Here is a 24,498-nt window from a genome sequence, read left to right as displayed (position 1 = left end):
TGTAAAAATAGATACAAAGACTCTCATAAAAGTTAATTTCGACTTGTACTTAGTTTATCATATTGACTTAATATTAATTCGCTTTTGGTTAACATGAGGTCTTCAGCTAAAGCGTTATTTAATTCTTGATAGGCATTCCTGTGAAATATTGAACGCTCGCCAGTGAACAATGTTCTATAGTTATCATCCCATCCTGGTGCAGCTCTTCGCAGGTCATTTATTTCTGCTCTTATTTTGATTCCGTGATGAATGTTATCAATAATAAAAGCCTGTTGGTTCATATATTCAGTATAGCGTTCTATTGTTTTTTTCGACCAAATTGCGCGCTGAGAATATACGATTTCATTTAGCATATTATGTGTTTTGATTATTTCTTCGGGGGAGTAGCTTTGCCAATCCCCCTTTTCCTCTATGAAACAGTATATTCTGTTAAGTGGGATCTTTATTTGATCGTAAATACTGAGTCTTTTATCAATAAGTTTTGCTGATATATTACTTAACAACGTACGGTGCGCTTGCTGTTCGACTACACTATGTTGCACAACATAGGCAATAGAAGCAACCGATAATGAAATAATAACAGAAACGATAAGTTTAATGATTTCAATTTTACGAGTGAAAGATCTATCATTCATTTTGTTCCATTTCCAATAATCTACATCACTAAAGTAGTAGGTTAAATATTATAGGCGAACATGATACTATTTAATGTCTCGGCACCTATTAAGGTAGTTGGATAATTCTATTTGGTAGCATTGTTTATATTATTCCACTAACAGAATTCAGTGACTGTTCGATAAAAAACATAAATAATGCAAATGACTTATTCTACTGCTAATATCTTTTATAAACTACGTACTTTTCCGGTAAATTCCGTTGCTTTATGACAATTTTTAACGGGATAAGTACAAAATACATAGCATTACCTGGCTTTAAATTTAATTTATAACAAACAGACTATTAATTTAATAATAGTCTGTAAGAGTAACCTATGAGTAGTGCTATGTAAAAAATAGAGGCATAGATATACACTATCAAACCATATTTTTTAATTTGGCTAAACCAGCTTCATTAGAAGGAACTTTAAATCGACTTGAATCAAGACGAATTTGATTGCGAGAAATAGTTAATTGTCGATTTAATTGTTTTATATTTTTTTCGATAGCCATTGCTTTTTGTGCATCCCGCGCACAACTATGCCATAAATTATGGCCTTTTAAATATTTTACCTTAACAATGTTTCGCTCTGTTGATCTACCCCACCCCCACCGACCAGTATCTTTAACAATTACTGTCTCTTTTCTCATAAGTGAAGTCGATATATTAGTTAACAGTATATATTTACTGCTTGCTGTTTTCGCATTTAAACATTCATCTTTTTGTTTAGTGGTAATTTGAGAATGGGCAATATCGATGTCTTTTATTTTTTCATTCAGTTTTAACATAGATTCTTTATAGACTGGCATTAAGTTCACATGTTTTTGCGTAGCATCTTTTATGCTAGAAAAATGTTTCTCCATTCTCTCACTTGCAAGACAAGCGTCAGATTTTATCTGCGTAACATTTTTTAGCGCTTTACTGAGTTTCGCTAATTTTTCGCTTTCACAATGACTACCTTGTTTTTTTATAATATCGTGAAGCGAATTTAATATCGTTAAGTCAGCAAAAGAAATACGCTGATCATTCTTAATATACTTAGCTACTTCTTTATCAATGAATTTTATATCAGCCTTACTCAGGCGAAGTTTAGGTAAGTCCGCAACATTCTGATTTTGCTCTTTTTTATAAGAGTTAATCGTTGTTAAAAAAGTTGAAAGATCTTTATGAGATAATTTCATAATTTATTCTCTGATTGTTTTGTCAGGGTTTCTTTATAGAATAGCATGTACGCATCATAACAATGAAGTCCATTTTTATTCTCGTTGTTGTGTAAAGTGCATTGTAGGGGCTCCTTGTTTAATTCTTATTTCTTATGTTTCTTATTCTGGCCAGGTGTTTTACGTTCAAAAAATTAATTGCCGGAATCTGTTAGCAGTTCTGCATTTTTTCTTATTGTAAGTGCAAATAAATTGTCACGTAGCAACTTTATATTTGACTGTTTATTATGGAAAACTATTGGCGCCGGTTTTACAACCATCTTTTTAAGATCATTCAGGCCCTGGTCATTGTTTGTGATAAAAAATTTTTCTGCTAGTGTATCGATACGGATCTTGCTTTGGATGATATTTTTTTCCATTTTATCCAGATCTGAATTTAGCTTACGAATTTCATTAAGCTCACATTTAAACTGATCCCAGGTTAATGAACTTGCAGGAAGGTTAGATATGGCTTTTTGTATACTTTTAATATCCACGTCATTATATAAAGTAAGGTTATTGTTGATTGTTATTTTATTTGCGCATGACTCAATAAAATCTTGAAATTTGATAAGGAGTTGTTTGCTATCTTTTTCTGCTATGCAGTCTGCAAATTTCTGTCTGGCCTGTTCTGAAATATTCTTTTCAGGTAAAGCACTAAGTTTTTCGTATAATATCTGAAAACGACAATCACGCTCTTGTTGCAGCCTGCTTTTATGTTGATCTAGTGCCTTAATATTGAGTTTAGTACTCGTAATAGCATCCCATGCCTTGCATGATTCAGATTTTATTTTTGATAAATCTTTAAGAGAGTTATGAAGCTTGGCTAATTTTTTAGCAGTACACTGGCTGCCTTGATTTTGGATAACATCGAACAGTTTATATAATTGTTCTCTATCGTGTGCAGAAATATACTCTTTATTCCTAATATACTTCGCAATTTGTTTATCAATAGACTTGATATGCAAGAAGCTAACATGCCCGGAGTGAGTATTATTGATATCAATATCCTTAGTACCATAAATAGATTCATTTAAATTATTTAAGAAGACTGGAAATGGTTGTGCTGAAGTTGATGTTTTCATTATCAATCCTAAAAGGTGTATTGCCATTATTGTTATTTTTACATGTTGAATCATGTTGATGGAAGTCTATTTTTATTATGATAAGTGTCGTGATTATGGACTATTCTTGATGTGTTTTTGGTTATTGCTAATGTAAAAAGAAAATTGATGATGGAAATATAATAGTATGTGAGGCTATTTTTATATAAAAATATTTTATTTATAGCTCTCTCATGATAATTTCTGCATTAAATCTGTCTTGTTACCAGAATTTATTTTCGTATAGTCGATGCTGGCGTTAGCATGTCGAAGGATTATCTATTAATAGACTGGATTGCTTCTTGCAAAGTGTGGACATTTTGACGAGGAGCATAGATCTGTTCCGTCATTGTGTTCCTGCATATTTATTTGAGAGCGTATAATATCAAGGACTAATTGAATTATCAGAGACCGAGGCTGGTACTGATGCTAACGATTGAACACGATTCTCTATGATTTTCATATGCGCATTATATGTCATGAAAAATATATGTTATACTCACATCCTTGTGAGTAAGGCTACGCTGACATATAAAAAATTGTATCACTATAATCAGATAATTTAGGTAATTTATTTATGGTGAACTCTGCGGTCGATCTGGTCTAAGTTAGTGTTTTTCCTAGACTAACGTTCCGATATCGACAGAATCTGATGTATCCTCCGTATAGACTGACGACGAATCACTGCTGTCAGATTCTATATCTTCCGCAAAATTGTCTATTCTCCCGGCTAACGATCCGTCTCTCGCGGCTAACGATCCGTTGCTACTAAGATCAGATCGGGCATCAGTGGCCGCCGCATACATATCATTTCCTCCCTCCTCAGGTGACGAGCCGGCATTGTCAGATGCAGTTATATCATCCTGTATTGCAGATGGTTTTTGGTTAACCGATTGATCTTTTACCTGTTTTTCAGCCAGTTTGTTGTGGTGGATGTTCGTAAAAAGTTTTGCAAAAATTGGTACTGAGAGCGCCGCCACGACGCTACCGAGCCCTTCTATTGCATCAAATCCGGAGCTCGAAATACCGGATTGTGTTACATTGGTTTGACTATTCACGTAATTTTCGACGGTTTGTTCAATGTTCCCCAGTTTGTTTATAACGGTCTGTGTTGATTGACTAATATCGTTGGCAGTGCTGCTGGCGTTAGCCAGAGTATCACTGACTTTGCTTATATCCGTCGCCTTTGCATTAATCCGGTCAATTGTAGAGCTTAACGCTGTGCTCGCCATATTTTTTGCTTGCTGCGCAATTTGAGTGGCTTGTTCTTCGCATTCCTCTTTTGCAGCAGTGGTCAATTGACCAGTTGGAACCAAGTTACCATAATCGTCGACTGTCATCTGTTGGTTATTTGGATCAGCGAAAGCAGTTGCCTCTGTTTGTACCAGCGCTGTATCATAAGCTTTCCTTTCGATGTCTGAAAGGATTTGATCTTGTGCTGAAGAAAGCCACTCTGCAACTTCAGTTATTTGTGTGACGTTGTCTTCACATTGTGTAGCAATATCGTTCAGCATACTGCTAATCTGATCTTCAAGCTCCACACTATTTTCCAGACTGGTAATCTCATCTTGTAAGTCGGCTGGAATATCAACAAGTTGATCTGCTTCCGCCGTGTCGGCAGTAGAACGCTCCCCTCGTAACGTGAAACCTAGCACATCAATACCTACCCCAAGAAGCAGCGTCGCTATGCCAATAATGGAGAAAAGTGTGTTATCAGATATTCGGTGCGTGTGTTTTTGTTTCGCCTCTTGCACAGGCGTTGCATTGAGTTCAACTTTATCTTTAGTAGAAGTATTGTTAATACTATCAATTAGTTGCAGATTATTATTGTTAGCTGAACTATGACTGTTTCCAGGAGCATTATTCTCAGATGAACTCAAATCCTCTCGGTAGTGAATATTATTGTCAGTTAAGTCAGAACTGCCTTCATCAACATTATTCTCAGATGAGCTCAAATTACCTCGCTCCTGAACATGATTGTTAGCTGAGCTACGGCGCTCTATATCAGCGTTATTCCCAAATGAGTTCAAATGACTATCAGGATTATGGGCATCACTGGCGATCCTGTCGTTAATGGCAGGCATATTAGTACTCTGGTCGCGAGTGATGACACCAGACGTACTGGCATTTACGTTTGTTAAATTAGATGTATGCCCGACGGTCCCTTGCTTTTCAACACTCGTTGATGCCACGCAGCCGGTGTCTATCGGTAATAAGGAGCGTTTTTCTAACCGCATTTCTTTCGGTTGTACTACCTCCGATTTTAAGTTAGCAGTAGCAATACTTGCTTTATTCTCACCTCGCGATAACGCTTTATCCAGATAAGCAACTTTCTCCGAAAAGGCTTTCCTGTCAAATGTATTGCTATCAGAGCTAATATTATCCTTAATCGCCGTTGCAGAAGGGTGCTGTGAGGTAGCCTGCATCGCTCTTAGCTGCTTGCCCTTGTTAGAGGCTACTACTGACGCATTAGTTGTTGGACCGAATACTGAAGCAAATACTTGAGTTCCACGACCTGTAATATCACCACCGAAACGTTCATAAGTACCAACTACAGCGCTCATCCGTTCTGGTATGTTAGCTAAATTAGAACCTTTGTTGTTAAAAAAATCCGTTGCGGTAGTAAGGGGATCTTGATGATTTTTAATAAGTTCTTTCGTAAGAGCTGGAGCAAACCCATCGGCAAGGCCAGGTCTTTTTCTCCCGCTATGGTCGATAAGTCGAACTGTATTAAACGCTGAATCTTTCGGTGTATTATAAATTTCCTGTTTAATAGCACTTGTATTACCACCATTATTAAGGCCAGAAGCTCTGGGTGGTAAAGAGGGGGGGGGGGGTTGGTATGCTAACTGGTATAGGCATGCTTAGCTCCTGAATTTAATTTACGTATATACTCATGATATTTCGAGTATCATTTGCGTTGGCTTTTTTACTTCAGCCATTTACTTCATTGTAAATGGCTGGGGATTCGTTGTGTCGCCGCTTGTCAGCAACTCTAATGACTTAAGGTATAAACGTACAGGTTAACCAAGAAATGATAAGTGAATCCGGGCAATAAGAGCAATAATAAAGTGACACTCATTATTCTTCCTCTGTGTCTATTTTTGGACTAATTAAAGTGTAATTTAATGGGTTGTTTTTTGTGGTGTGTTTTGCGACATTGGCAGTCGAATTGGAGAGGGAGGTTGCATACATAATGGCAACATGGCTGGATATTCCAGACATATTTTGGTTAGGGCATAAGAACAATAGCGGTGAGTGTATTGAGTTTACTGTTCAGATAAACTTTTTATCAGGGAAAATTATTGAGAACAGTGATTTTTGGTTATTGATGGTGAAGTTACCAACGCCGTCGGAGAAAGATGTAGCTCGCTGGATAACATGTAGCGGTGTACTTCTGGCTGCAAATGGTGCCTGGCAATACGGAATTATACAACGAGATAATATCTGGTGGTTGGTCCAGCGTTTTACGAATCAAGTGGAGTTATATGTACTATGCCAAAAAGTGAATGAGCACATTGCGGTAGCTACGCTTCTTGGTCGGAGGCTTCAAAATCAATTGCAGAATGTCATAACCAATGACAATCAATTCCGTTTATCGCATATGGTTAGAAATGGTTTAGTATGAGAGCATTGCTTTTTTTATTCATATTGATTTTATTGCCAATTGAGGCATTTTCTGCGTCTACCCTCGATTGGAAGGGGCCCCCTTTCTTTGTTATGACTCACGGTATGCTCGTGAGCGAACTGTTGAAAAATTTTGGTGCAAATTATGATATACCGGTCATTACCAGTCCGTCTATTCGAGATGTTTTTATCGGTCGCTTCGAAAAGGGTACGCCGGAACAGCAGTTGGATAGGCTTGCTCGTACTTATAATTTGGTTTGGTATTATGATGGTAAGGCGCTCTATGTTTACAAAAACAATGAAGTGAAATCTTCTGTTATTACGCCAGAATTTGATACTCGTGAACAGCTTAAGGAATATGTTCTTCAGGCAGGCGTTCTTGCTGAAGGGACATGCCAGCTTCGTCAAATTGGTGTTTCGCAATCTTTTGAGATCTATGGAGTCCCTGAATGTGTTAAGCATATCACAGATATAGCCAGCCAGCTAAGCGTTGCCTCGCGTAACCAGGCTCAGGTAGATCAACAAAAAGAAAATGTCCAGGTATTTCCATTAAAGTATGCATCTGCAACAGATGTAACTTATCAATATCGGAATCAGAGTGTAATAATTCCTGGTGTTGTGACGGTGTTACAGCGAATGAATAATTCGCAGGCAGTTAATAGTGCCAGCACACCAACACAGCTTAATGCAGCGCAACAGGAAACCGAAAGTAGTGGGCCAACATTTTCTGCTGACCCGCGTCAAAATGCAGTGGTTGTTCGTGACCATGATGCCAATATGCCAATGTACCAACGTCTTATTTCACAGTTAGACCATCGGCAGGATGCGATTGAAATTACGGTGTCCATTATTGATGTTAATGCTGAAGATCTTGGCGCATTAGGTATTGACTGGGCTGCAAACGCTGATATAGGGGGAATGAACTTACAGCTTAATACCAATTTATCCAGCGGCAGTGGCTATGCGACTTCAGTGATCACTAATGCGAGCGATTTTATGGTCAGAGTCAATGCACTGGAGCAAAAATCCCAGGCAAAGGTGTTATCCCAACCTTCGGTGGTGACGTTGAACAACGTACAGGCTGTATTGGATAAAAATACAACGTTTTATACCAAATTAGTGGGGGATAAAGTTGCTAAGTTGGCCTCCATTACAAGTGGAACATTAATGCAGGTTACGCCACGCGTCGTAAAAAATGAGGCTGGAATTGCTGAAGTGTTGTTACTTTTAAGTATTCAGGATGGGAGCCAGCAGTCGTCAGCTCTTGGTGCGGATGGTATGCCGCAGGTTCAGAATTCAGAAATTGATACTCAGGCAACGTTAAAAAGTGGGCAAAGTTTGTTACTGGGGGGCTTTGTTCAGGATCAAGATATCGTAACGGAACGCAAAATTCCGTTATTAGGTGATATCTATTTGATTGGTAATTTTTTTAAAAGCAAGGAAACAACAAAAGTACAAACCGTGCGCCTATTTTTGATCAAAGCGGTACCACTTAAAATTTAAGAGGGCGTGATGGATTACGTATATAAAATAAAATTTTTAAATTCTTCTTTGGTCGGTCGTGAGCTGCTACTGCGAGAAGGCATATTTAGTATTGGGACAGGTGATTGTGATGTCTGGCTGTCTTTATCTGAGAGTGAAGAAAAACAGATAGAATTTGATATCAGCAGTCAGGGGATTAGTTTAACGAAGACCACTAAAATCTGGCGTAACGGCATTGAGGGGATTGCTCTTGCGGGGGAGCTTTTACCTTTACAGGCTACTCTTGATATAGCGGGTATACAGTTTGCCCTTGGGGAGATGGATAGTTGTCTGGATTCATTGATAGCTGTCACCCGCAAGAATAGTACTATATCATCAAATCACAATAGATTTATTATTATACTGATCATCGTGATGGTCATTGCCAGTTTAGTGTTACTGTGTGGTACAGGGTATTTAATCTATAATGCGCGAGCGAGAGAGAATTCTGTATTGCCAGATGTTGAGGTACAAAAGAAGTTAGTAGAACTTGAAAACCAACATGTTCTTCCTGGGGTTAAATTTGTCTGGGAAAAAAATGACGTGGTTAATATATCAGGACAATGCAAAAGTGAGAAGTTACTGCAACCAGTACTGGATTTCCTAAAAAATAATGATACCAATTACATACTGGATGTTATTTGCGATGATCGTCTAATACAGAATGTTATGGATGCCTTACAGATTAATGGTTTTGACCGGGTTTTCGCATATATGGATAAAGCTCCTGGAAAGGTGATTATTAGTGGTCAAATAGAAGAAGATCAACGGTGGCAACGGGTTGTTAAGCTTTTGAACGATATGCAGGGGCTACGTTCCTGGTCGGTTAAATCAGTAAATGATAAAGAGTTGGATGAATTGATTAGTGACTTGCGCAAGTTGAAATTATTGCCAATGTTGAGCATTCAACGTGTAGATGACCGTATTATTGTGAGTGGACATCTCAATCTTCAGGAGCGTAACTCATTGTATACTTTAATTCGACATCATATGCTTTCTTATCCGGGAACACAGGAAATTATCTACCAGAATATTAACACTAGTTCGAGTGCGCTGGGTATTTTACCTGCTCCTGTTGCGAGTATTGGTGGTAATAGTGATTTTCCTTATGTCATTCTGGACGATGGTACTCGCTTGCAAAAAGGGGCTGTGCTGCCTGGGGGGTATCAAATCGTGAATATCGACAGTATTAACGGTATCGAACTTACTAAACGTGGGGAGCTATTGCATCTACCCTTGGGATTATGATATGACAAAAAATCGTTTTGTAAATATTATTGGCAATGTCACCGAAAGTAATGAGAAATTAAGACGTGATCCATACGGAACATATTTCTTTCAATTGCAGGAAATACTTACCGAAGCTATTAATGAGAAAAATAATTTCCCTGAAATTTACCGGGAGTCGCTAGTTCATGCGTTACTATCTGGTATACGTGTTATTGAAAGAGTGTCGATGAATTATCGGCATAAGAATCCCTGACATTGACTTTTGAAAGGACGGGCTATGAATGGTATTGATGATATTCAGGCGAACATAGAGCGTGAACGATATAAACTTATTTCTGAAGTAGAACGTTTTGAAAAATTAAAAGTAACCTATGAACAGTTAGTCGAGAAAGCAAAGACTGACCCTAAAATTGCTTCTCAGCTAAAAGAGTTTGAGGTATTACATGGGGAAATATTGTTGCAGGATATGACGAATATTGCGGACCAAATCCGCCGGGCAAAAGAACAGTACCAATCTCTAAAACGAATGGTTGCTATCGCTAATACTTCTTCAGTGAATGTGCAACCTCAAAAGATAGATGGTAACGCTACGCCTGAAAGAAAAGAGGCGTTAAAGCCAAAATTGTATAAAAGTTTTATGTAGAAACAAATTTAACACGGACTATCATATGTATTCGAATACCGAAGTAAGTGCAACGTCAAACCAGTTTTATACATCATCAGTAGTTGCAGCTTCAACAGCTGAAACATCAATGATGGTATCAGAAATGAGTGTATTTAGTGTCATCTGTCTACTTTATGTTGAACACTGTTATGCAGTTGTCGGTTTAGTCGCGAACGTGGGGCAGCAATATAACGTTCAGACAGAAAATGAGTTGGCATGTCAAAAAATGTCCAATGAAACAAATGAAGTGCTTGTCAACGTGCAAAATGAAGTGGATCAAAATAATAATCCTAATGAGACGGCGGCATTGCCTGATGATGTTGTCGATTATATCAACGACAATGCCATTATTATAACAGGTGTAACTGATGGAGGTGAGGGCGGTACTTTTTCACCTATTAGTACCGATGATAAATTTAATGAAGGGCAATTACAAGCTATCAAGGGGCAGTTTGATATTATGTCGACATCATATTCAGATTCGAATAGTAAATATCAACTTGAGTTACAGGTTGCGTTACAGGCTTTAACTCAGAGTATTACTGCCATTTCACAGACAATGTCTAAATCTAACCAGGTTATTACTCAAATAGTCTCAAACTTTAAATAGTTTTTGGAGGTCTATATGCAAATCTTAGGCGTAAATTCTACCAGCAGCGCTGATGTTGGTAGAAATTTAATGACCATCAAATTTATGAACAGAATAAATATGTTACTTTCTGTTCAGAGTCAAGCCATTCAAAATAAAGGAGAGATTGCTGGTATCAAGCAGCAGCAGCAAGATGCAATCGACACTCAGAAGAAGAATGAAGACGAGTATAAAAAAGAGCAACGTCATCGTATCCTTCATGCCATTGTGAGTATCATTGCGCATGTAATTAATTTAGTCATGACTATCGTTCGACCGGTTAAACATATTGCTAAAGCGGCCAGGAAAGCAGTGACCAAAACGGTACGTAAAAGTATAGGGAAGGCGAGCCAGGGTTTGATGCAGCATATCGGGTTATCGCAACCGATGAAGCGCATGGCTGGGGGCGCTAAGAAAGCCCTTAAAACCGGTGTTGAAAAACCAGGCATGGGTAAGCGTGCATTAACTCATATTGCTAACGGTGGCGCTAAGCGCTTTATCAAGCGCACCGCAGTGATTGATGGTATCAGCGGTGGTCTGAACGGTATTGGCGATGGCGTTTTTAAGGTACAAACAGCCAAAATAAAAAATGCCATTGATAATTTGCAGAACAATATTGATCTTATCAGTACAAACTATGAGCTTTCTGAGTCTCTCAAGCAGAAAGAGCAGGATAATATCAAAAAGCAGGTTGATGCAAATATACAAATGCTAGAAAACGTTACATCTGCAGTAAATTCAATGGGCAACCTACAGATGCAAGTTTTGACTAATGCCGTATAACTAATCCTGGAGTATAAAATTATGGCAACAACGATTACTGGCGCTACCAGCAACGTAGCGGTACAAAGCGGTAATGTTTCCGGTCAGTCAATGGACATGACCTCTTTTGACCTGAAAGAACAAATCATTGCTACTTTTAAAGAGCTGGCAGAGCAGGCATGTGAGATTCGCAACATGCAGTTGACGTCGGCGACGACTCAGGAGGTGAGCTCTTGGGGTCGTCAGGTGTCCTCATTTCAACATCAACGCGATTCTGCGAGTAAGACGATGAAATCTACAATTCTTGCCGGTGCAGGTGAAGTGGTGGGTGGCATTGTTTCAATGGGATGTTCGTTTGGTGGGCATGTTGCATCTAAAGGTATCACTCATAAGGAGCGATACAACCGTCGTCAAGCGCTGAAGGGTGCTAAAGGATTAGCGGGAGATGCGCTCGATAACTATCTTAAGGCTAATGAGAGACCCCTTAATCCACATAGTAAGTTAGGTATATTAGGGCAATGTGGTGAGCCTATCGGTAAATTGATTAGCCAGCCCTTTTCGATTGGAGGGAGCATCATTGGTTCCGGGGCTAAGAAATTAGATTCTATCGCTGAGATGGATAAATATAATAGTAATTTGGCATTGAATAATGCAAAGCAATATGCAGATGCTGGTAAAAAAATTTCCAGTCAATTTGCCACTGTTGCTAGTTCTCTGGCCTCGGCCGCAGAGCGCTTTTCTCGTGCGATTACAGCCGTAGCAGGCTAATACTTAGTGGCCTGCATAGCAGGTCACTATTAATTATCATTTAATGGAATATTGCCATGAGTAGTCTTGAAAGTGTTAATGCTCAATTATTACAGACCGCTAATAATAACTGGAGTAATGTGCAAAACATGATGTCTCCTTCTGATCTAAATAATCCACTTGATATGTTACGCATTCAGGAATGGGCTCAACAATATTCAACGGCAGTGCAGCTTGATAGTGCTGTAATAAAAATGTTCAAGGATCTTCTGTCCGGTATTACGTCAAAAATATAATGAACAGTATACAAAAACGATTATTAGTAGAGTGCTTAATAATGGCTGCGCAGTATAAGATGCGTTCTGAAGGTAATTCTATCCTTGACGTTCTACCTTTCCTGGTTGCAGATGAGAATGATAGAGCACTCTGTGAAGCCCTCTATTATATTTTACTTAAGGATGAAGCTGCTTTTTTTAGTGTAAGAGAATTACTCTCACCTGAAATGAATAAAAAACTCGATTTTTTTATCTTAAATTAATAAATGGTGGTTTATGGACGTATCAGTAGTAACAAATTCGACACTACAATCTTTACCTTCAAATGATGTGGCTACGCATATCAATGTTCCTGATGTAAAGGATATTGAGGAATTTAAAAGAATGATGGCAGCTTCACAACCAGTACCAGAAGCTAATCTTGTAAATGGAATACAGCAACAGCAGGAATTGTATGCCAATACTATTGCGAAAATAAATTCAGTTGCTGACACCAATCTTATGCATGGAACAAAGGTTGATAGTGCGACAAATTTACTAAATACCCAATATGCGCTTTTCAATTTGTCTTTCAATCTGGATCTTACCGCGAAGGTTGCTGGGCAATTTTCTCAGGCTGTTAATAAATTGACGACGATGCAATGACACGTTTTTTTAGGTTTTTAAGTCTATTGATACTTGTTACGTTGCTCTGTGGTTGTAAGGCCGAGCTTTATGACAATTTATCTCAGGATGAAGCTAACCAAATGGTTGCTCTGCTGCTGTCCCAGCATATTGATGTAGATAAAACTGTAAATAAAAATGGCTTATTTTCTATATCAATTGATAAAAGTGACTTTATTTCTGCTGTTGAGATACTTCGCCTTCACGGTTACCCGCAAAAAAAATATCGTAATGTGGAGGATGTTTTTCCCAGTGACCAGTTGGTTACTTCTCCTGGGCAGGAGTTAAGTAAGATTGTTTATCTAAAAGAGCAGAATATTGAAAGAATGCTATCTGATATGGATGGTGTTATTTCTGCACGTGTGTCTATTGCTCAATCTATGCTTACTGATGATGCTCCAGAGGAACAGATGTCATCAGTATCAGTGTTTATTAAATATTCACCAGAAACTAATTTACAAAACTCTGTTACTCAGATTAAAGGGTTAGTTCATGACAGCATTCCCGATCTTGATTATGACAAAATTAGCATAGTTTTACAGCCTGTTCACTACCTCAATCCGGGTATTAAAATTGTAAAAAACGAGACAGTTAAAGACTGGCTAAATATTTATGGTTTCTGGCTTGCAATGACGCTAGTGGGGGGGGCATGGATAATTTTCCTTGGCAGTATTTTTCTAATTAAAAATAAAGAACGGAAAAGAAAAATTTCACAGAACGGATAATGATATATGTTTCATGACAAGGAGTATCAAATTCTAGTTCGTCTATATGCTTGTCCTGGTGAGTTTATACACGGACAGTACTGGGCGCTGTATGAATTAAGCCACTGGCTTGATGACTACCAGATGTTTCCGGCGCTTCGTCCGTCGATTGATCATCTGCTCCACCACCACTTAGGATGGAAATGGCATACACAAGCAGCAGAAATGTCCCCGTGCCAGAGACAATGGATTACCTGGATACCAAAACTTCCCGTCATGCTAACGGCTTTGGGGCTGATATCTCTTAATAGTATAGACTATTTTTTACTAGGTGATTATCGCAGGGTGCTAATTAATCTGTTAGGTGAGGTGACTGTTAATCAGCTTTTTTCCTTATGGCACGGTGAAAATGCCGCGCCTACAGTTGCGGCGCATGAATTACCTGCAGTTTCCTTTTCTTTAGGACTGCAAATTTTTTCTCAGATAGTTGGTGATGACTGGATTGGTAATATTATTATGCATACGTTACCTCCTATAGAATATAGCGATGTAGAGCAATTGAGACAGAATGAATTAGATGATATAAATTCAATGCTGGCACGAATTGGGAGGTTTATTTGAACGTTAAAAATGAACATATTCTCTTTGGGTTTCCGGTAGAACATCTCTCTTATGCACCAGAACCTACTAAATTAATAATATCACCTGATGACCTGGCAGAATATTATCATGTAAATAATGACATCGTCAGAGCCCGAGGTTTAGCTGCCAGATCTATCAGAAGAATGCGCAGGAAGCAGCGACAACTTTGTATTGCTCAGCAGCAGAAGCTTGCTGAGGAAAATAAATCTCAGTTAAAACAATTGATCAGCGAAAATCAAAATGAACGAAAAAAATTATTGGCTGAGACCGTGAAATGGCTAGTTGAGGAACAGGATATCGAGCGGCAGCTATATTTTTCGGCGATGCAAAAAGCCCGTCAATGGACTATTGAGGCCCTCCAACTGTGGGGGATTGAAGCTGATTGGGATAGTGCTATCTATATGCGCGTCAAAACAATGCTTAAACAGTTCCAAAAAGAACCTAACTTAGTCCTGGCGCTACCTTCGCAGGACAAGGCAAACGCATTCGAGCAAAATTTATTAGCTGATTGTGAATACTCACAACATATTTTTCAGGTTGTGGTTGATTCTAATCTTGAATCCTGGCAGGCAACGTTAGGTAATTCGCTAGTTAGTGTCTTAATTGATATGCACGCGGAATTAGATGACATTCTGCAACAATTGCGTAGCCAGCCTGTAGCCAGCACAGTAATGACGGCGGAAGAGAATGGACAAGATTAGTTATTCGCAGCCGGTTTCATTGTGGCATGGACAAACCCGGGAGGAACTTGAGAGGAAAGTTGAAACGCGCCAGCAGTTACAGGATGCGTTACCCGCAAATGATATTGAGGCCGCATTAAGTGAAATGCAGGATGTGGCGTTGCAGGATACCATGGAGGATATGAGCCTGATGCTGGGAAACCGGCTAAAAGGAAAAATGCAACGTACCCTGGGTTCGGGTGATGATGAAAGGATTGAACGTGATGAGCAGCTTGCTTTATTAGCAGAACAGGTGGTTGGGGATAAACTTGAAGCTGTTCTGAATAATGTCAGCGCGAGTGGAACAGAGGATTTATTAACGCTGTTTCGTCAGGGGACGTTGAACTTTAGTGAGGCAGCATTATTGTTGGCGGCTGAAGCGGGTTCGCTAGCGCCAGGAAGTAAGCGTCGTAAACAGATCTCTTCCCGGTTAGATGAATTACTTGCAGAACATCAGGATTGGGTTTTGGCGATGTTTGCTGAGCTGGAGTTAGGCTCTATAAACTCTGATGCAATGCAATCTATGCAGCGTATTATCCGAAAGCATCACCAACAGGATCAGGAGGGCAGTAACCCAGAAGGGGTGTGGCAGTGGTTTAATGAGATCAAAAAATGGTCAGATCGCGCCAGCCGCATTCGCATTCTTATACATACTTTTGCATATGAACTTTCTGCAGGAGGGGATGGTACTGTAAGCCCTCGTCTGATTACAACATTGATGGATTTGAAGAAGTTACTGGTGTTTCTCGGTATGGAGGATATAGCTCGTAGACTGGCTAACGTCATTGGTCTTTCAGAAGATGAAGCATTAAGTGAAATACTGCTTTTGATAGAACAACGCTGGATGTATTCGGAGTGGTTAGCGAACCGAATTCAACAACTTCGTATAAAAGATAATAAACGCGTATTGTATCTTATCAGGATGAACGAGGTTGTTAAATTTCTTCCCGATATCTGTTTCCTGGACTTACAACAAAGAAATCAACTGTCTGAAGCTATCGAAGAGTACATCAACCAATTAAGCCAATAATACTGTATATGAGAATATTGCGATGATTTTGAATTTACAGATGATAAGTAAGCTCGAACTATTTTTCTCATTTTGTGGAATTCACAGAATTAATATTACCTCGCAAAATACATTTTCAGTCGGTTCCTTTATTGCACAAGTTAATGCCGTGGATATTGGCGCGAAAATTGAGTTGGTTTTGATATTAAAAATAAATGCGCCACGGCCCGATATTGCACTAAGGATGTGTCAAAGTATGCGACCGGAGTCTATTTTTGGAGTTGTTGGGAGCTTTTTTTTTCGTCAATAATCGCTTGTCATTGAGTTGCCTGCTGCCTGAAGAGTTAGGTGCTGAAGATTGGTATCGAATTTTCGAATATCAAAAGGATTATATGCTTTCATTTTTGAGTGAACAATGAAGAACGTTACTTTATCTGATCTGGCGAAGATTAGTAGATATCAGGGGGCAATCTTAGCTACGGTACTGGTTTTGGCCGTATTTATGATGATACTACCACTACCGACAGAGGTAGTGGATGTACTGATTGCTTTCAATCTGATGTTTTCGCTTGTGTTATTGATGGTCGTTGTTTATTTGAATAATGCTGTTGAGTTTTCAGTATTTCCTTCGTTATTACTTATTACTACCTTATATCGCCTGTCTTTAACTATGAGTACTTCCAGATTGATTTTGCTACAGCATGATGCTGGCAACATTGTCTATGCTTTCGGTAATTTCGTTGTTGGTGGAAACCTGACCGTTGGACTAATTATCTTTTCTATTATTACCATTGTGCAGTTTATTGTTATTACCAAGGGGTCTGAACGTGTTGCTGAGGTTAGCGCACGATTCTCTCTTGATGGTATGCCCGGAAAGCAGATGAGTATTGATGGTGATTTACGTGCTGGCTCCATTACCGTTGAGCAGGCGGCCATGCGTAGGGAAATGGTTCAGCACGAAAGTAAACTGTATGGTTCTATGGATGGTGCCATGAAGTTCGTAAAAGGGGATGCGATTGCCAGTATCATTGTTATTTTGGTAAATATTTTTGGTGGGATGGCGATTGGCGTAATGCATGAAGGTATGAGAATCTCAGAGGCGCTTTCCACCTATTCCATACTTTCTGTTGGCGATGGCCTGGTTGCGCAAATACCTGCTCTATTGATCTCTATTACCGCCGGTGTGCTGGTCACGCGAGTACCTGGAGTAAAAGGTAAAACAAATCTCGCCACCGAACTGTTTCATCAACTTAGTGGCCGCAGTATGCCACTTATCATTGCAAGCTCTGTTCTTGTGATTTTCGCTTTTATTCCTGGATTTCCTGCCGCAGTATTTTTACCTATGGCTGCTCTTATTGGGATAGTCGGTTATCTTGTTTACCGGCGAGGAGATCATGGTGATGATACTCATAGCGCTGAACAAGGGAATAATGGCAGCACTAATTTGTCTCCGGGAGTAGAGCCACTATTAGTACGAGTGCATTCTTCCATTGATGAGGGGGGGCTCTCTGATGCGCTGGAAGCATTACGCTGGCGTTTTTTTGAAAATTATGGAATCGCATTAGGTAAAATTAGAGTTGAAAAATTGGGGAGTGAAGAGGAAGGCGACACGCCTAAAGTGGTCTTCTGTCTTTATCACGAACCTGTCTGTGAAGTCTTTCTGGTGGCAGACCATCCCTATATGGCTACTTCTGGCGCCTCGCTGACGGAGGTACAATCGGGGGTGTACAAGCAAAAATTGTTGTCTGGCGTGGATATATATTGGTTAAGTGAAGAGGCCAAAGATCAGGTTTTATCCCAGGGGGATACCGTTTATGAATGTGCACGAGGTTTAACCTGGTGCCTTGAAGTGATACTTGAGCGAAATGCGAAAGAGTTTATTGGCGTACAAGAGACACGCTACCTGATGGATGCTATGGAGAGCAACTATTCGGAACTGGTTAAAGAACTGCAACGACAGGTGCAGCTAAATCGCGTTTCTGATGTATTACAGCGTTTAGTGGAAGAAGGGGTTTCGATTCGTGACTTACGTACTATTTTTGAGACGCTCATTATTTGGTCACCAAAGGAAAAGGATATTGTCACGTTGACTGAATATGTTCGTGTTGCATTAAAGAGACAAATAGTTAATCGGCAACACAAAAAGGGTACAGGGAAGGTATGGATCATCGGTTCTAATATCGAAAATCTTATTCGTGAATCAATACGACAGTCTGTTGCAGGAGCTTATTCGGCAATGGAGCCAGATGTTACTCAGAATATCACAGATCGAATCGCACAGGCGCTTGGTGATCACCAGCAGGGGATTGTGTTAACCGCTATTGATACCCGGCGTTACTTACGAAAAATGATTGAGTCGGAACATTTTATGTTTTCTGTTCTTTCATTTATGGAAGTAAATGATGTAAACGAATTTGATGTTATGGGGGGAATTGACCTGATAGGTGATGTCTCCTGATGCGCAAACCCGATATAGGTAAATTAATTACTAGTATTAATGCGACACAAATGCAGGGAAAGTTACATGCCCCAAGAGTTATACCTGTTGGTTACCTGACGGAGGTTAATACAACAGTGTTAAAGGCGTATTTGCCGTGGGCTCATTTGGGTGAGCTTTGCTATATCGGTGCGCAGAGATTACTGGCAGAGGTGGTGTCACTACAGGATGGTTATGCCTGCTTATCTCTCTTTGATATCGCTGTTGGACTACGGTGTGGAACATCTGTCGTTGCTTCTGGTGCTGAGTATCAAATCGCCGTCGGTGATTTTCTGCTGGGTAAAACGTTAGATGGATTAGGACGTTTGCCAAATAGCAGCGATATTCCTTATGGGGTGGAATATCGTCCTTTAGAATCGGCCCCACCAGACCCCATGGAAAGGGCATTAATTGAAGAGATTTTACCTGTCGGTGTCAGGGCGATCGACGCTACACTCACCTGTGGCCGTGGGCAGCGGTTAGGGATTTTTGCTGCGGCCGGCGGGGGGAAAAGCACGTTGTTGAGTATGCTCTGCGATGGGGTTGAAGCTGACGTTATTGTACTAGCCCTTGTTGGGGAACGTGGACGTGAAGTTCGTGAATTTCTCGAATATACACTGAGCGACTATGCTCGCTCACGCTGTGTCACAGTAGTGGCGACTTCAGAGAGAGCCGCGTTAGAACGCCTGAAAGCTTCTTTCGTTGCGACAACAATAGCAGAGTATTTCCGTGATCAGGGTAAAAACGTTGTACTCATGATCGATTCTCTCACACGCTATGCCCGTGCAGCGCGAGAGGTGGGGTTATCCAGTGGTGAACCACCGGTTGCTTCGGGATTTCCACCCTCCGTTTTTGCAACGTTGCCACGTTTGCTTGAACGAGCCGGGAACGGCAAGGTTGGCAGCATAACCGCTTTTTATACAGTGTTGGTTGAAGGGGACAATATGAATGAGCCGATAGCCGATGAGGTTCGTTCTATTCTTGACGGTCACATTGTATTGTCACGAAAGCTTGCCGAGGCCAATCATTATCCCGCAATAGATGTTAGCGCCAGCGTTAGTAGGGTGATGCGGCAAATTGTAACTAGTGAGCATATGAGGTTGGCCGGGCATTTACGAACATTAATAGCCTTGTATCGTGAAATTGAATTACTGGTTCGTGTAGGGGAATACAGAGAAGGGCAGGATCCTGATGCTGATAAGGCATTAAGGTGCTGGCCCGTAATACAGCAGTTTCTACAGCAGGCCGCGGGTAATCCACAATCACTATCGGAAACGCTAGAATTGCTGAAGTTAGCAGTGGAATAGCCAGTATGCTTCAGCAGCTTATGAAGATTAAACAGCATAGAGAAAGAGGACTCAGAAACGAACTGGCTCATACAACGCGTTTGCGTCAACAAGTTGAGCAAGAGATATCTCTCCTGCAACAACATCGGAATGAAATAAAAGATAAATGGCAATTAGCATGCCTGGAGTTAACGGGAGTCATAGATCACAGAGTGTTAATGAGATGGAGTGAACATATGCATAGTTATCAATTAAAATATGAGGCTATTGGACAGCAAATTTCAATGCAGCAACAGCTCCATACGCGACTGACTCAGGAAGAAATAGAGTTACAAGGCATGTTAAGACAAGTACTAAGATCACAAGATAAAATAAACTATATGATTTTAGAAGGCGTTGATAATTGATGCCTTACGACATGATATTACCTTCCAGGAAGATAATAGTTTCGCGGGATAATGTTATAGATCCTCCCATGAAGATTAGTTCTATCGTTTTCGAAGAGAAAGAGATGTTCAGGCAAATGTCCCTGAAATTTCAGTTGGCTAGTTTTTTATCATCTTTTGGTATATGTGTTGAAACTCATTCTGAAAGGGATAATAACGTCTGTTATCAGGTAAAAAGTGGCTTTTTTTATGACATGTTAATATTTATTTCGTTTCATGAAGAAACTTTGCTGATTATATTTAAAGTGGATACTTATGAGCAAGGATACACTCTTCAAAAATTATCACCAGGGATTGCGAAGAAATTGTCTGCAGGGTGTGAAACTTGCAAAGTTGAGGTGGTGCTTGAAAATCGAAGGTTATAGTCATCTATTTATTGAACAATCGACATTGATTGGTTCTGGTTATTATAAAAACAATAGTAAATCCATTCTTAATTTACGTATGATTAGTGGAGAGGGTATCTGGTGGACATTTAGATGGCATCAACAAGAGTTAAATGCATGGTGTGAAGAATCTTCCTGGCGTAACTGGATTGAAGATAAAATACATTTTTTCACTTTACATGAGGTCGATCGCCATTTCCTTCAATTAGTCGGTGAGTGGAGTTTATTGCCTGTAAGCGATGAAATGAAGCTCGCAGAAATTTCACTAAAAGAGATAACGGGTCAATCCAGTCTCTTGCCTTGCTGGAGTCCAGTACTGACTTTAAATCAAGTTGATAAAAAATTTGAGATATATTTAATTGATTGGCCTGCTGATGCACTTCGCTGGTTAATCAAGGGATGGACGCCATTGGCCGAAACAATAGGATCTTCTAAACCTTTGCTGCGTTGTCCAGTCACAATAGGCCGTATGACGATTCCTTTGAGAATGCTCAAGCAATTTGTGTTGGGAGCGGTAATCATTATTCAGACTGACAATCATTTAAACGCTGGTAACTATTGGATGCTTGCTGCTGAAATTATCATTAAATTAGTTAGAACCAACGAGGAATATACTGTGAGTGAGATTACCACGGAAGAACAGAATGATATTATTGATGCGAATCCTGTATTGACCTCTTTAGATGATATTAATGTGAGCATCGCTTTTGAGATTGGAAGTATATTAATGTCTTTTGCAGAATTAGCAGCTTTGAAGCCGGGTAGCATTATAAAATCAGAGCTTTCTACGGCAACAACAGTAAATATCCGTGTTAACGGACGAGTCTTTGCTACTGGTGATTTTATTTTACTTGATAATGTACCGGGAGTCCGTGTTAATAAATTATTGCAAGGATGAAAAACGTGAATGACTTTATCCATCAACCTTATGCGCTAATTATTTTACTGGTATGTCTTTCTATTTTGCCTTTTATAGTGGTTAGCTGTACTTCTTTTTTGAAAATAGCAGTTGTGTTTTCATTGCTACGAAATGCATTAGGGATACAACAGATTCCTCCTAATATGGCAATCTATGGCCTTGCTCTCATTCTAACATTTTTCATAATGGCACCAGTAGGCATGTCAATAAACGACAACATTCAAAAAGAGCCGTTTTCTATTTCTGACTCGAATTTATATGAGAATATTGATAGAACAGTAATTAAGCCTTATTTATCATTTTTGAAAAAAATACAAAAGCGAAACAAATTCGTTATTTTAGCCAGATCGGGAATAAGATATGGCCGAAAAAATATCAGCAAAGACTGAATGAAAACTCCTTGTTTGTTATGCTACCTGCTTTTGGTATTACGCAACTAGATGAAGCATTTAAAATAGGTCTACTGCTGTACTTACCATTCGTAGCAATTGACTTGATTGTGTCAAATATCTTGCTGGCACTAGGGATGATGATGGTTTCGCCTACTACGATATCCCTGCCATTTAAGATTATGTTGTTCATTATTGCAGGTGGATGGCAGTATCTGATAGAGAAATCAGTCCTTTCCTTTTAATTCAGGGTAGATGATAGTGAATAATGCAGTTATAGCTCATCTTGGAGTGGAACTTTTATGGATTGTTGTATGGCTTTCTCTACCCACAGTTGCGGCAGCATCTATCGTTGGGGTACTTATTAGCCTTATACAGGCTGTAACACAAATTCAGGATCAAACAGTTCCATTCCTGATTAAACTGGTAGTTGTTTCAATAGTACTTGTTATGACTTATAACTGGATGGGAAATTCTTTGATTAACTATACCAATCTGATATTCCAGCAAATTAACAGGTAATGTTGTGAATGATATTCTATTGAGTGTCGTAAAATTTGGCCCGCATTTTTTTATGGCTTGTTTACGGCCATTGGGATTATTTTTGATAATGCCATTACTGGAGAGTAAAAATATCGGTGGATCATTAATTCGTAACTCAATTATCATGTTGTTAGTTGTCCCCATATATCCTGCAATAGATGCGAGTAATTCTCTTATAGAGGATAATGCTATAGGATTTCCACTTTTTTTGGTAATGTGCCAGGAAATTGTGATTGGGATATTGATTGGGTTTGTTGCGGGAATTCCTTTTTGGGCAATTGATTCTGCTGGTTTTCTGATTGATACTATGCGTGGTTCATCAATGGGCAGTATTTATAACCCGACTCTCTCTGAATCATCAACGTTACTTGGTGTGTTTTTTTCTCAATTATTGACTGTTGTCTTTTTTAGCTGTGGTGGGATGAATGCACTAATTACGACTTTATATGAGTCTTATGTTTTATTTCCTCCCGGTAAATATATTGCCTTTAATCAGCAGTTGCTAATATTTATCAAGCAGCAATGGGATTTATTGTTTAATTTATTTCTAAGGTTTTCATTGCCAGCAGCTGCAATTATGTTACTAACTGATGTTGGTATGGGGTTACTTAATAGAACTGCGCAACAGCTTAACGTTTTCTTTTTGGCAATGTCGATAAAAAGTATACTTGCATTGCTGGTTTTAATGATAACCATTGGGTTTTCGCTGAGTGATCTAGGGCATGTAATCTCAAGTAATCTATTGTCATTTCATACTCTTTGGGGAAACATTCAATGAGTACAGAAAAAACACTCCCCCCGACACCTAAAAAATTACGGGAAGCGCGTGAAGAAGGACAGGTAGCCAAAAGTAATGAACTGGCAGCAGGTGTTCAGCTTGCTGTTATTTTATTATACCTCTATACTTTTGGTAATGATATTTGGAAGGATTTAAGTGAAATACTATTGCTAACATTTGATCAATTTGAACAACCCCTGCCAACAGCGTTTTCTGCATTTTTTTCAGCACTTTGTTCTTTCATTTTTAAAGATCTTGCTTTTATGTTTTTAATATTGTTTTTTGCATCAATTGCATCATATATAGGACAAATTGGATTTTTATTTTCAAGTAAGTCACTGATCCCTAAAATTAATAAGCTTGATGTTGTTAAAAATCTGAAAAATATACTTTCGATAAAGTCGCTTGTTGAATTATTAAAGAATGTAGTTAAGATGGTAGTAATTGGCTGTGCTTTTTATTATCTATTTCATCAATATACACCTTCGCTTAGAAATATGGTGTATTTGAAACCTATTGAGGCTATGCAAGTAACAGTGCAGATTATTTTTTGGCTTTGGGGAGTGGTAGTGTTATGCTATATTGTTTTTTTTCTTGCTGATTATTCTTACCAACGCTATGAATTGATGAAAAATCTAAAAATGTCACATGAAGAAGTTAAAAAGGAAATTAAGGAAATGGAGGGGAATGAGGAAATAAAAAGGCATCGCCATTCCCTACACCAGGAGATACAAAGTGGCAGTTTAGCGGTGATGGTTAAGAAATCTAGTGCTGTGATAAAAAATCCCACCCACCTGGCAATATGCATTTATTACAATGAAGATACTACACCTTTACCAAAGGTTGTTGCTAAAGGCGCTGATTATCAGGCTTTAAAAATAATAGAAATTGCAGAGAAAGAAGGTGTTCCTGTAATTGAAAATATACCTCTTGCTCGTGGATTGAATAAAGATATTGCTATCGGTCAATACATCACGCCGCCATTTTTTCATGCGATTTCTGAAATTTTAGCAATGATTAAAATTAGAGGGTAAAATTGGATTTTTTGGAGTCCTTTGTTGTTCTCTTGTGTGTGGTTTGATTTTGCTAATATCCCTGTGAAGAATTCAACTTTCATATTGGGAT

General features: G+C 39.1%; 27 protein-coding genes and 1 pseudogene. 24 read left to right on the top strand and 4 right to left on the bottom strand.

The genetic code is table 11. The features are described from left to right. Positions 1-32: 32 nt before the first annotated feature. The 4 genes from ACE15A_RS17485 to ACE15A_RS17470 form a co-directional block, all read right to left on the bottom strand. The gene (locus ACE15A_RS17485; RefSeq protein WP_053510590.1) at positions 33-635 is read right to left on the bottom strand and encodes a hypothetical protein; all 603 of its coding nucleotides are present in this window, start codon (positions 633-635) and stop codon (positions 33-35) included. A gap of 399 nt (positions 636-1,034) precedes the next feature. Continuing rightward, positions 1,035-1,838 carry a hypothetical protein gene (locus ACE15A_RS17480; protein ID WP_064055726.1) on the bottom strand — a complete coding sequence of 268 codons (804 nt, stop codon included), beginning with the start codon at positions 1,836-1,838 and terminating at the stop codon, positions 1,035-1,037. Between the two features lie 173 nt (positions 1,839-2,011). Further along, positions 2,012-2,941, bottom strand: coding sequence for a hypothetical protein (locus ACE15A_RS17475; RefSeq protein WP_129382478.1), 930 nt, complete (start codon positions 2,939-2,941; stop codon positions 2,012-2,014). A gap of 638 nt (positions 2,942-3,579) precedes the next feature. After that, complete coding sequence (locus tag ACE15A_RS17470) at positions 3,580-5,523, bottom strand: Tir intimin-binding domain-containing protein (protein ID WP_064055729.1); 1,944 nt, start codon at positions 5,521-5,523, stop codon at positions 3,580-3,582. Between the two features lie 632 nt (positions 5,524-6,155). Here ACE15A_RS17470 and ACE15A_RS17465 point away from each other — a divergent pair. The 24 genes and pseudogenes from ACE15A_RS17465 (at position 6,156) to ACE15A_RS17350 (ending at position 24,407) form a co-directional block, all read left to right on the top strand. After that, complete coding sequence (locus ACE15A_RS17465) at positions 6,156-6,587, top strand: hypothetical protein (protein ID WP_129382477.1); 432 nt, start codon at positions 6,156-6,158, stop codon at positions 6,585-6,587. Then, positions 6,584-8,089: an EscC/YscC/HrcC family type III secretion system outer membrane ring protein gene (locus tag ACE15A_RS17460; protein WP_053508699.1), complete on the top strand. Its 1,506-nt coding sequence runs from the start codon at positions 6,584-6,586 to the stop codon at positions 8,087-8,089. The genes ACE15A_RS17465 and ACE15A_RS17460 overlap by 4 nt, the downstream gene beginning before the upstream one ends. 9 nt (positions 8,090-8,098) lie before the next feature. Next, positions 8,099-9,355: a type III secretion system inner membrane ring subunit SctD gene (gene sctD / locus ACE15A_RS17455; protein ID WP_053508697.1), complete on the top strand. Its 1,257-nt coding sequence runs from the start codon at positions 8,099-8,101 to the stop codon at positions 9,353-9,355. A gap of 1 nt (position 9,356) precedes the next feature. Next, a complete protein-coding gene (locus ACE15A_RS17450) occupies positions 9,357-9,590 on the top strand; it encodes a hypothetical protein (protein WP_129382476.1) in 234 nt (77 codons plus the stop codon). Between the two features lie 24 nt (positions 9,591-9,614). Next, positions 9,615-9,980, top strand: coding sequence for a hypothetical protein (locus ACE15A_RS17445; RefSeq protein WP_053508695.1), 366 nt, complete (start codon positions 9,615-9,617; stop codon positions 9,978-9,980). Between the two features lie 25 nt (positions 9,981-10,005). Then, entirely contained in the window at positions 10,006-10,611 is a 606-nt protein-coding gene (locus ACE15A_RS17440; protein WP_114048588.1) for a hypothetical protein, read from the top strand. Positions 10,612-10,626: 15 nt separating this feature from the next. Continuing rightward, positions 10,627-11,412 (top strand): type III secretion system translocon subunit SctE, encoded by a 786-nt coding sequence (gene sctE / locus ACE15A_RS17435; protein ID WP_053508691.1) that lies wholly within the window; start codon positions 10,627-10,629, stop codon positions 11,410-11,412. Positions 11,413-11,433: 21 nt separating this feature from the next. Then, positions 11,434-12,159, top strand: coding sequence for a hypothetical protein (locus ACE15A_RS17430; RefSeq protein WP_053508689.1), 726 nt, complete (start codon positions 11,434-11,436; stop codon positions 12,157-12,159). 56 nt (positions 12,160-12,215) lie between these two features. Then, positions 12,216-12,434: a type III secretion system needle filament subunit SctF gene (sctF, locus tag ACE15A_RS17425; RefSeq protein WP_053508687.1), complete on the top strand. Its 219-nt coding sequence runs from the start codon at positions 12,216-12,218 to the stop codon at positions 12,432-12,434. Between the two features lie 41 nt (positions 12,435-12,475). Beyond that, positions 12,476-12,676: a DUF1039 domain-containing protein gene (locus ACE15A_RS17420; RefSeq protein WP_164984587.1), complete on the top strand. Its 201-nt coding sequence runs from the start codon at positions 12,476-12,478 to the stop codon at positions 12,674-12,676. A gap of 13 nt (positions 12,677-12,689) precedes the next feature. After that, the gene (sctI, locus tag ACE15A_RS17415; protein ID WP_064055732.1) at positions 12,690-13,058 is read left to right on the top strand and encodes a type III secretion system inner rod subunit SctI; all 369 of its coding nucleotides are present in this window, start codon (positions 12,690-12,692) and stop codon (positions 13,056-13,058) included. Further along, positions 13,055-13,801: a type III secretion system inner membrane ring lipoprotein SctJ gene (gene sctJ / locus ACE15A_RS17410; RefSeq protein ID WP_053508681.1), complete on the top strand. Its 747-nt coding sequence runs from the start codon at positions 13,055-13,057 to the stop codon at positions 13,799-13,801. The genes sctI and sctJ overlap by 4 nt, the downstream gene beginning before the upstream one ends. Positions 13,802-13,807: 6 nt before the next feature. Continuing rightward, on the top strand, positions 13,808-14,401 hold the full coding sequence (locus ACE15A_RS17405) for a type III secretion system domain-containing protein (RefSeq protein WP_053508679.1): 594 nt from the start codon (positions 13,808-13,810) through the stop codon (positions 14,399-14,401). Next, positions 14,398-15,123, top strand: coding sequence for a hypothetical protein (locus tag ACE15A_RS17400; protein WP_129382475.1), 726 nt, complete (start codon positions 14,398-14,400; stop codon positions 15,121-15,123). The genes ACE15A_RS17405 and ACE15A_RS17400 overlap by 4 nt, the downstream gene beginning before the upstream one ends. Then, positions 15,110-16,171: a TyeA family type III secretion system gatekeeper subunit gene (locus tag ACE15A_RS17395; RefSeq protein WP_053508675.1), complete on the top strand. Its 1,062-nt coding sequence runs from the start codon at positions 15,110-15,112 to the stop codon at positions 16,169-16,171. The genes ACE15A_RS17400 and ACE15A_RS17395 overlap by 14 nt, the downstream gene beginning before the upstream one ends. A 394-nt stretch (positions 16,172-16,565) precedes the next feature. Then, the gene (sctV, locus tag ACE15A_RS17390; RefSeq protein ID WP_053508671.1) at positions 16,566-18,608 is read left to right on the top strand and encodes a type III secretion system export apparatus subunit SctV; all 2,043 of its coding nucleotides are present in this window, start codon (positions 16,566-16,568) and stop codon (positions 18,606-18,608) included. After that, entirely contained in the window at positions 18,608-19,933 is a 1,326-nt protein-coding gene (locus tag ACE15A_RS17385; RefSeq protein WP_053508669.1) for a FliI/YscN family ATPase, read from the top strand. The genes sctV and ACE15A_RS17385 overlap by 1 nt, the downstream gene beginning before the upstream one ends. A gap of 5 nt (positions 19,934-19,938) precedes the next feature. Then, complete coding sequence (locus ACE15A_RS17380; RefSeq protein ID WP_053508667.1) at positions 19,939-20,319, top strand: hypothetical protein; 381 nt, start codon at positions 19,939-19,941, stop codon at positions 20,317-20,319. A 68-nt stretch (positions 20,320-20,387) separates the two neighbouring features. After that, positions 20,388-20,723, top strand: a complete 336-nt coding sequence (locus tag ACE15A_RS17375; RefSeq protein ID WP_164984586.1) for a hypothetical protein — start codon at positions 20,388-20,390, stop codon at positions 20,721-20,723. Then, positions 20,704-21,642 (top strand): FliM/FliN family flagellar motor switch protein, encoded by a 939-nt coding sequence (locus ACE15A_RS17370; RefSeq protein ID WP_053508662.1) that lies wholly within the window; start codon positions 20,704-20,706, stop codon positions 21,640-21,642. Before ACE15A_RS17375 ends, ACE15A_RS17370 begins: the two co-directional genes overlap by 20 nt. After that, positions 21,639-22,297 (top strand): annotated as a pseudogene (gene sctR, locus ACE15A_RS17365) (type III secretion system export apparatus subunit SctR). Before ACE15A_RS17370 ends, sctR begins: the two are co-directional and overlap by 4 nt. Before the next feature lie 16 nt (positions 22,298-22,313). Continuing rightward, positions 22,314-22,574 carry a type III secretion system export apparatus subunit SctS gene (sctS, locus tag ACE15A_RS17360; protein WP_053508710.1) on the top strand — a complete coding sequence of 87 codons (261 nt, stop codon included), beginning with the start codon at positions 22,314-22,316 and terminating at the stop codon, positions 22,572-22,574. A 4-nt stretch (positions 22,575-22,578) separates the two neighbouring features. Then, on the top strand, positions 22,579-23,373 hold the full coding sequence (sctT, locus tag ACE15A_RS17355; protein WP_226295956.1) for a type III secretion system export apparatus subunit SctT: 795 nt from the start codon (positions 22,579-22,581) through the stop codon (positions 23,371-23,373). After that, a complete protein-coding gene (locus tag ACE15A_RS17350) occupies positions 23,370-24,407 on the top strand; it encodes an EscU/YscU/HrcU family type III secretion system export apparatus switch protein (RefSeq protein ID WP_053508660.1) in 1,038 nt (345 codons plus the stop codon). Before sctT ends, ACE15A_RS17350 begins: the two co-directional genes overlap by 4 nt. The last annotated feature ends 91 nt before the right edge of the window (positions 24,408-24,498 follow it).

The organism is Salmonella sp. HY31 (genome assembly GCF_042604575.1).
GTDB classification, from domain to species: domain Bacteria; phylum Pseudomonadota; class Gammaproteobacteria; order Enterobacterales; family Enterobacteriaceae; genus Salmonella; species Salmonella diarizonae.
Note: the sequence above shows the minus strand (reverse complement) of the source record. Positions and strands in the feature narration are given on the sequence as shown.

Excerpts from the sequence above, each read along its gene's own strand:
- ACE15A_RS17485 (WP_053510590.1), bottom strand. The coding sequence starts at position 635 with ATGAATGATAGATCTTTCACTCGTAAAATTGAAATCATTAAACTTATC.
- ACE15A_RS17480 (WP_064055726.1), bottom strand. The coding sequence starts at position 1,838 with ATGAAATTATCTCATAAAGATCTTTCAACTTTTTTAACAACGATTAAC.
- ACE15A_RS17475 (WP_129382478.1), bottom strand. The coding sequence starts at position 2,941 with ATGAAAACATCAACTTCAGCACAACCATTTCCAGTCTTCTTAAATAAT.
- ACE15A_RS17470 (WP_064055729.1), bottom strand. The coding sequence starts at position 5,523 with ATGAGCGCTGTAGTTGGTACTTATGAACGTTTCGGTGGTGATATTACA.
- ACE15A_RS17465 (WP_129382477.1), top strand. The coding sequence starts at position 6,156 with ATGGCAACATGGCTGGATATTCCAGACATATTTTGGTTAGGGCATAAG.
- ACE15A_RS17460 (WP_053508699.1), top strand. The coding sequence starts at position 6,584 with ATGAGAGCATTGCTTTTTTTATTCATATTGATTTTATTGCCAATTGAG.
- sctD (WP_053508697.1), top strand. The coding sequence starts at position 8,099 with ATGGATTACGTATATAAAATAAAATTTTTAAATTCTTCTTTGGTCGGT.
- ACE15A_RS17450 (WP_129382476.1), top strand. The coding sequence starts at position 9,357 with ATGACAAAAAATCGTTTTGTAAATATTATTGGCAATGTCACCGAAAGT.
- ACE15A_RS17445 (WP_053508695.1), top strand. The coding sequence starts at position 9,615 with ATGAATGGTATTGATGATATTCAGGCGAACATAGAGCGTGAACGATAT.
- ACE15A_RS17440 (WP_114048588.1), top strand. The coding sequence starts at position 10,006 with ATGTATTCGAATACCGAAGTAAGTGCAACGTCAAACCAGTTTTATACA.
- sctE (WP_053508691.1), top strand. The coding sequence starts at position 10,627 with ATGCAAATCTTAGGCGTAAATTCTACCAGCAGCGCTGATGTTGGTAGA.
- ACE15A_RS17430 (WP_053508689.1), top strand. The coding sequence starts at position 11,434 with ATGGCAACAACGATTACTGGCGCTACCAGCAACGTAGCGGTACAAAGC.
- sctF (WP_053508687.1), top strand. The coding sequence starts at position 12,216 with ATGAGTAGTCTTGAAAGTGTTAATGCTCAATTATTACAGACCGCTAAT.
- ACE15A_RS17420 (WP_164984587.1), top strand. The coding sequence starts at position 12,476 with ATGGCTGCGCAGTATAAGATGCGTTCTGAAGGTAATTCTATCCTTGAC.
- sctI (WP_064055732.1), top strand. The coding sequence starts at position 12,690 with ATGGACGTATCAGTAGTAACAAATTCGACACTACAATCTTTACCTTCA.
- sctJ (WP_053508681.1), top strand. The coding sequence starts at position 13,055 with ATGACACGTTTTTTTAGGTTTTTAAGTCTATTGATACTTGTTACGTTG.
- ACE15A_RS17405 (WP_053508679.1), top strand. The coding sequence starts at position 13,808 with ATGTTTCATGACAAGGAGTATCAAATTCTAGTTCGTCTATATGCTTGT.
- ACE15A_RS17395 (WP_053508675.1), top strand. The coding sequence starts at position 15,110 with ATGGACAAGATTAGTTATTCGCAGCCGGTTTCATTGTGGCATGGACAA.
- sctV (WP_053508671.1), top strand. The coding sequence starts at position 16,566 with ATGAAGAACGTTACTTTATCTGATCTGGCGAAGATTAGTAGATATCAG.
- ACE15A_RS17385 (WP_053508669.1), top strand. The coding sequence starts at position 18,608 with ATGCGCAAACCCGATATAGGTAAATTAATTACTAGTATTAATGCGACA.
- ACE15A_RS17380 (WP_053508667.1), top strand. The coding sequence starts at position 19,939 with ATGCTTCAGCAGCTTATGAAGATTAAACAGCATAGAGAAAGAGGACTC.
- ACE15A_RS17375 (WP_164984586.1), top strand. The coding sequence starts at position 20,388 with ATGAAGATTAGTTCTATCGTTTTCGAAGAGAAAGAGATGTTCAGGCAA.
- ACE15A_RS17350 (WP_053508660.1), top strand. The coding sequence starts at position 23,370 with ATGAGTACAGAAAAAACACTCCCCCCGACACCTAAAAAATTACGGGAA.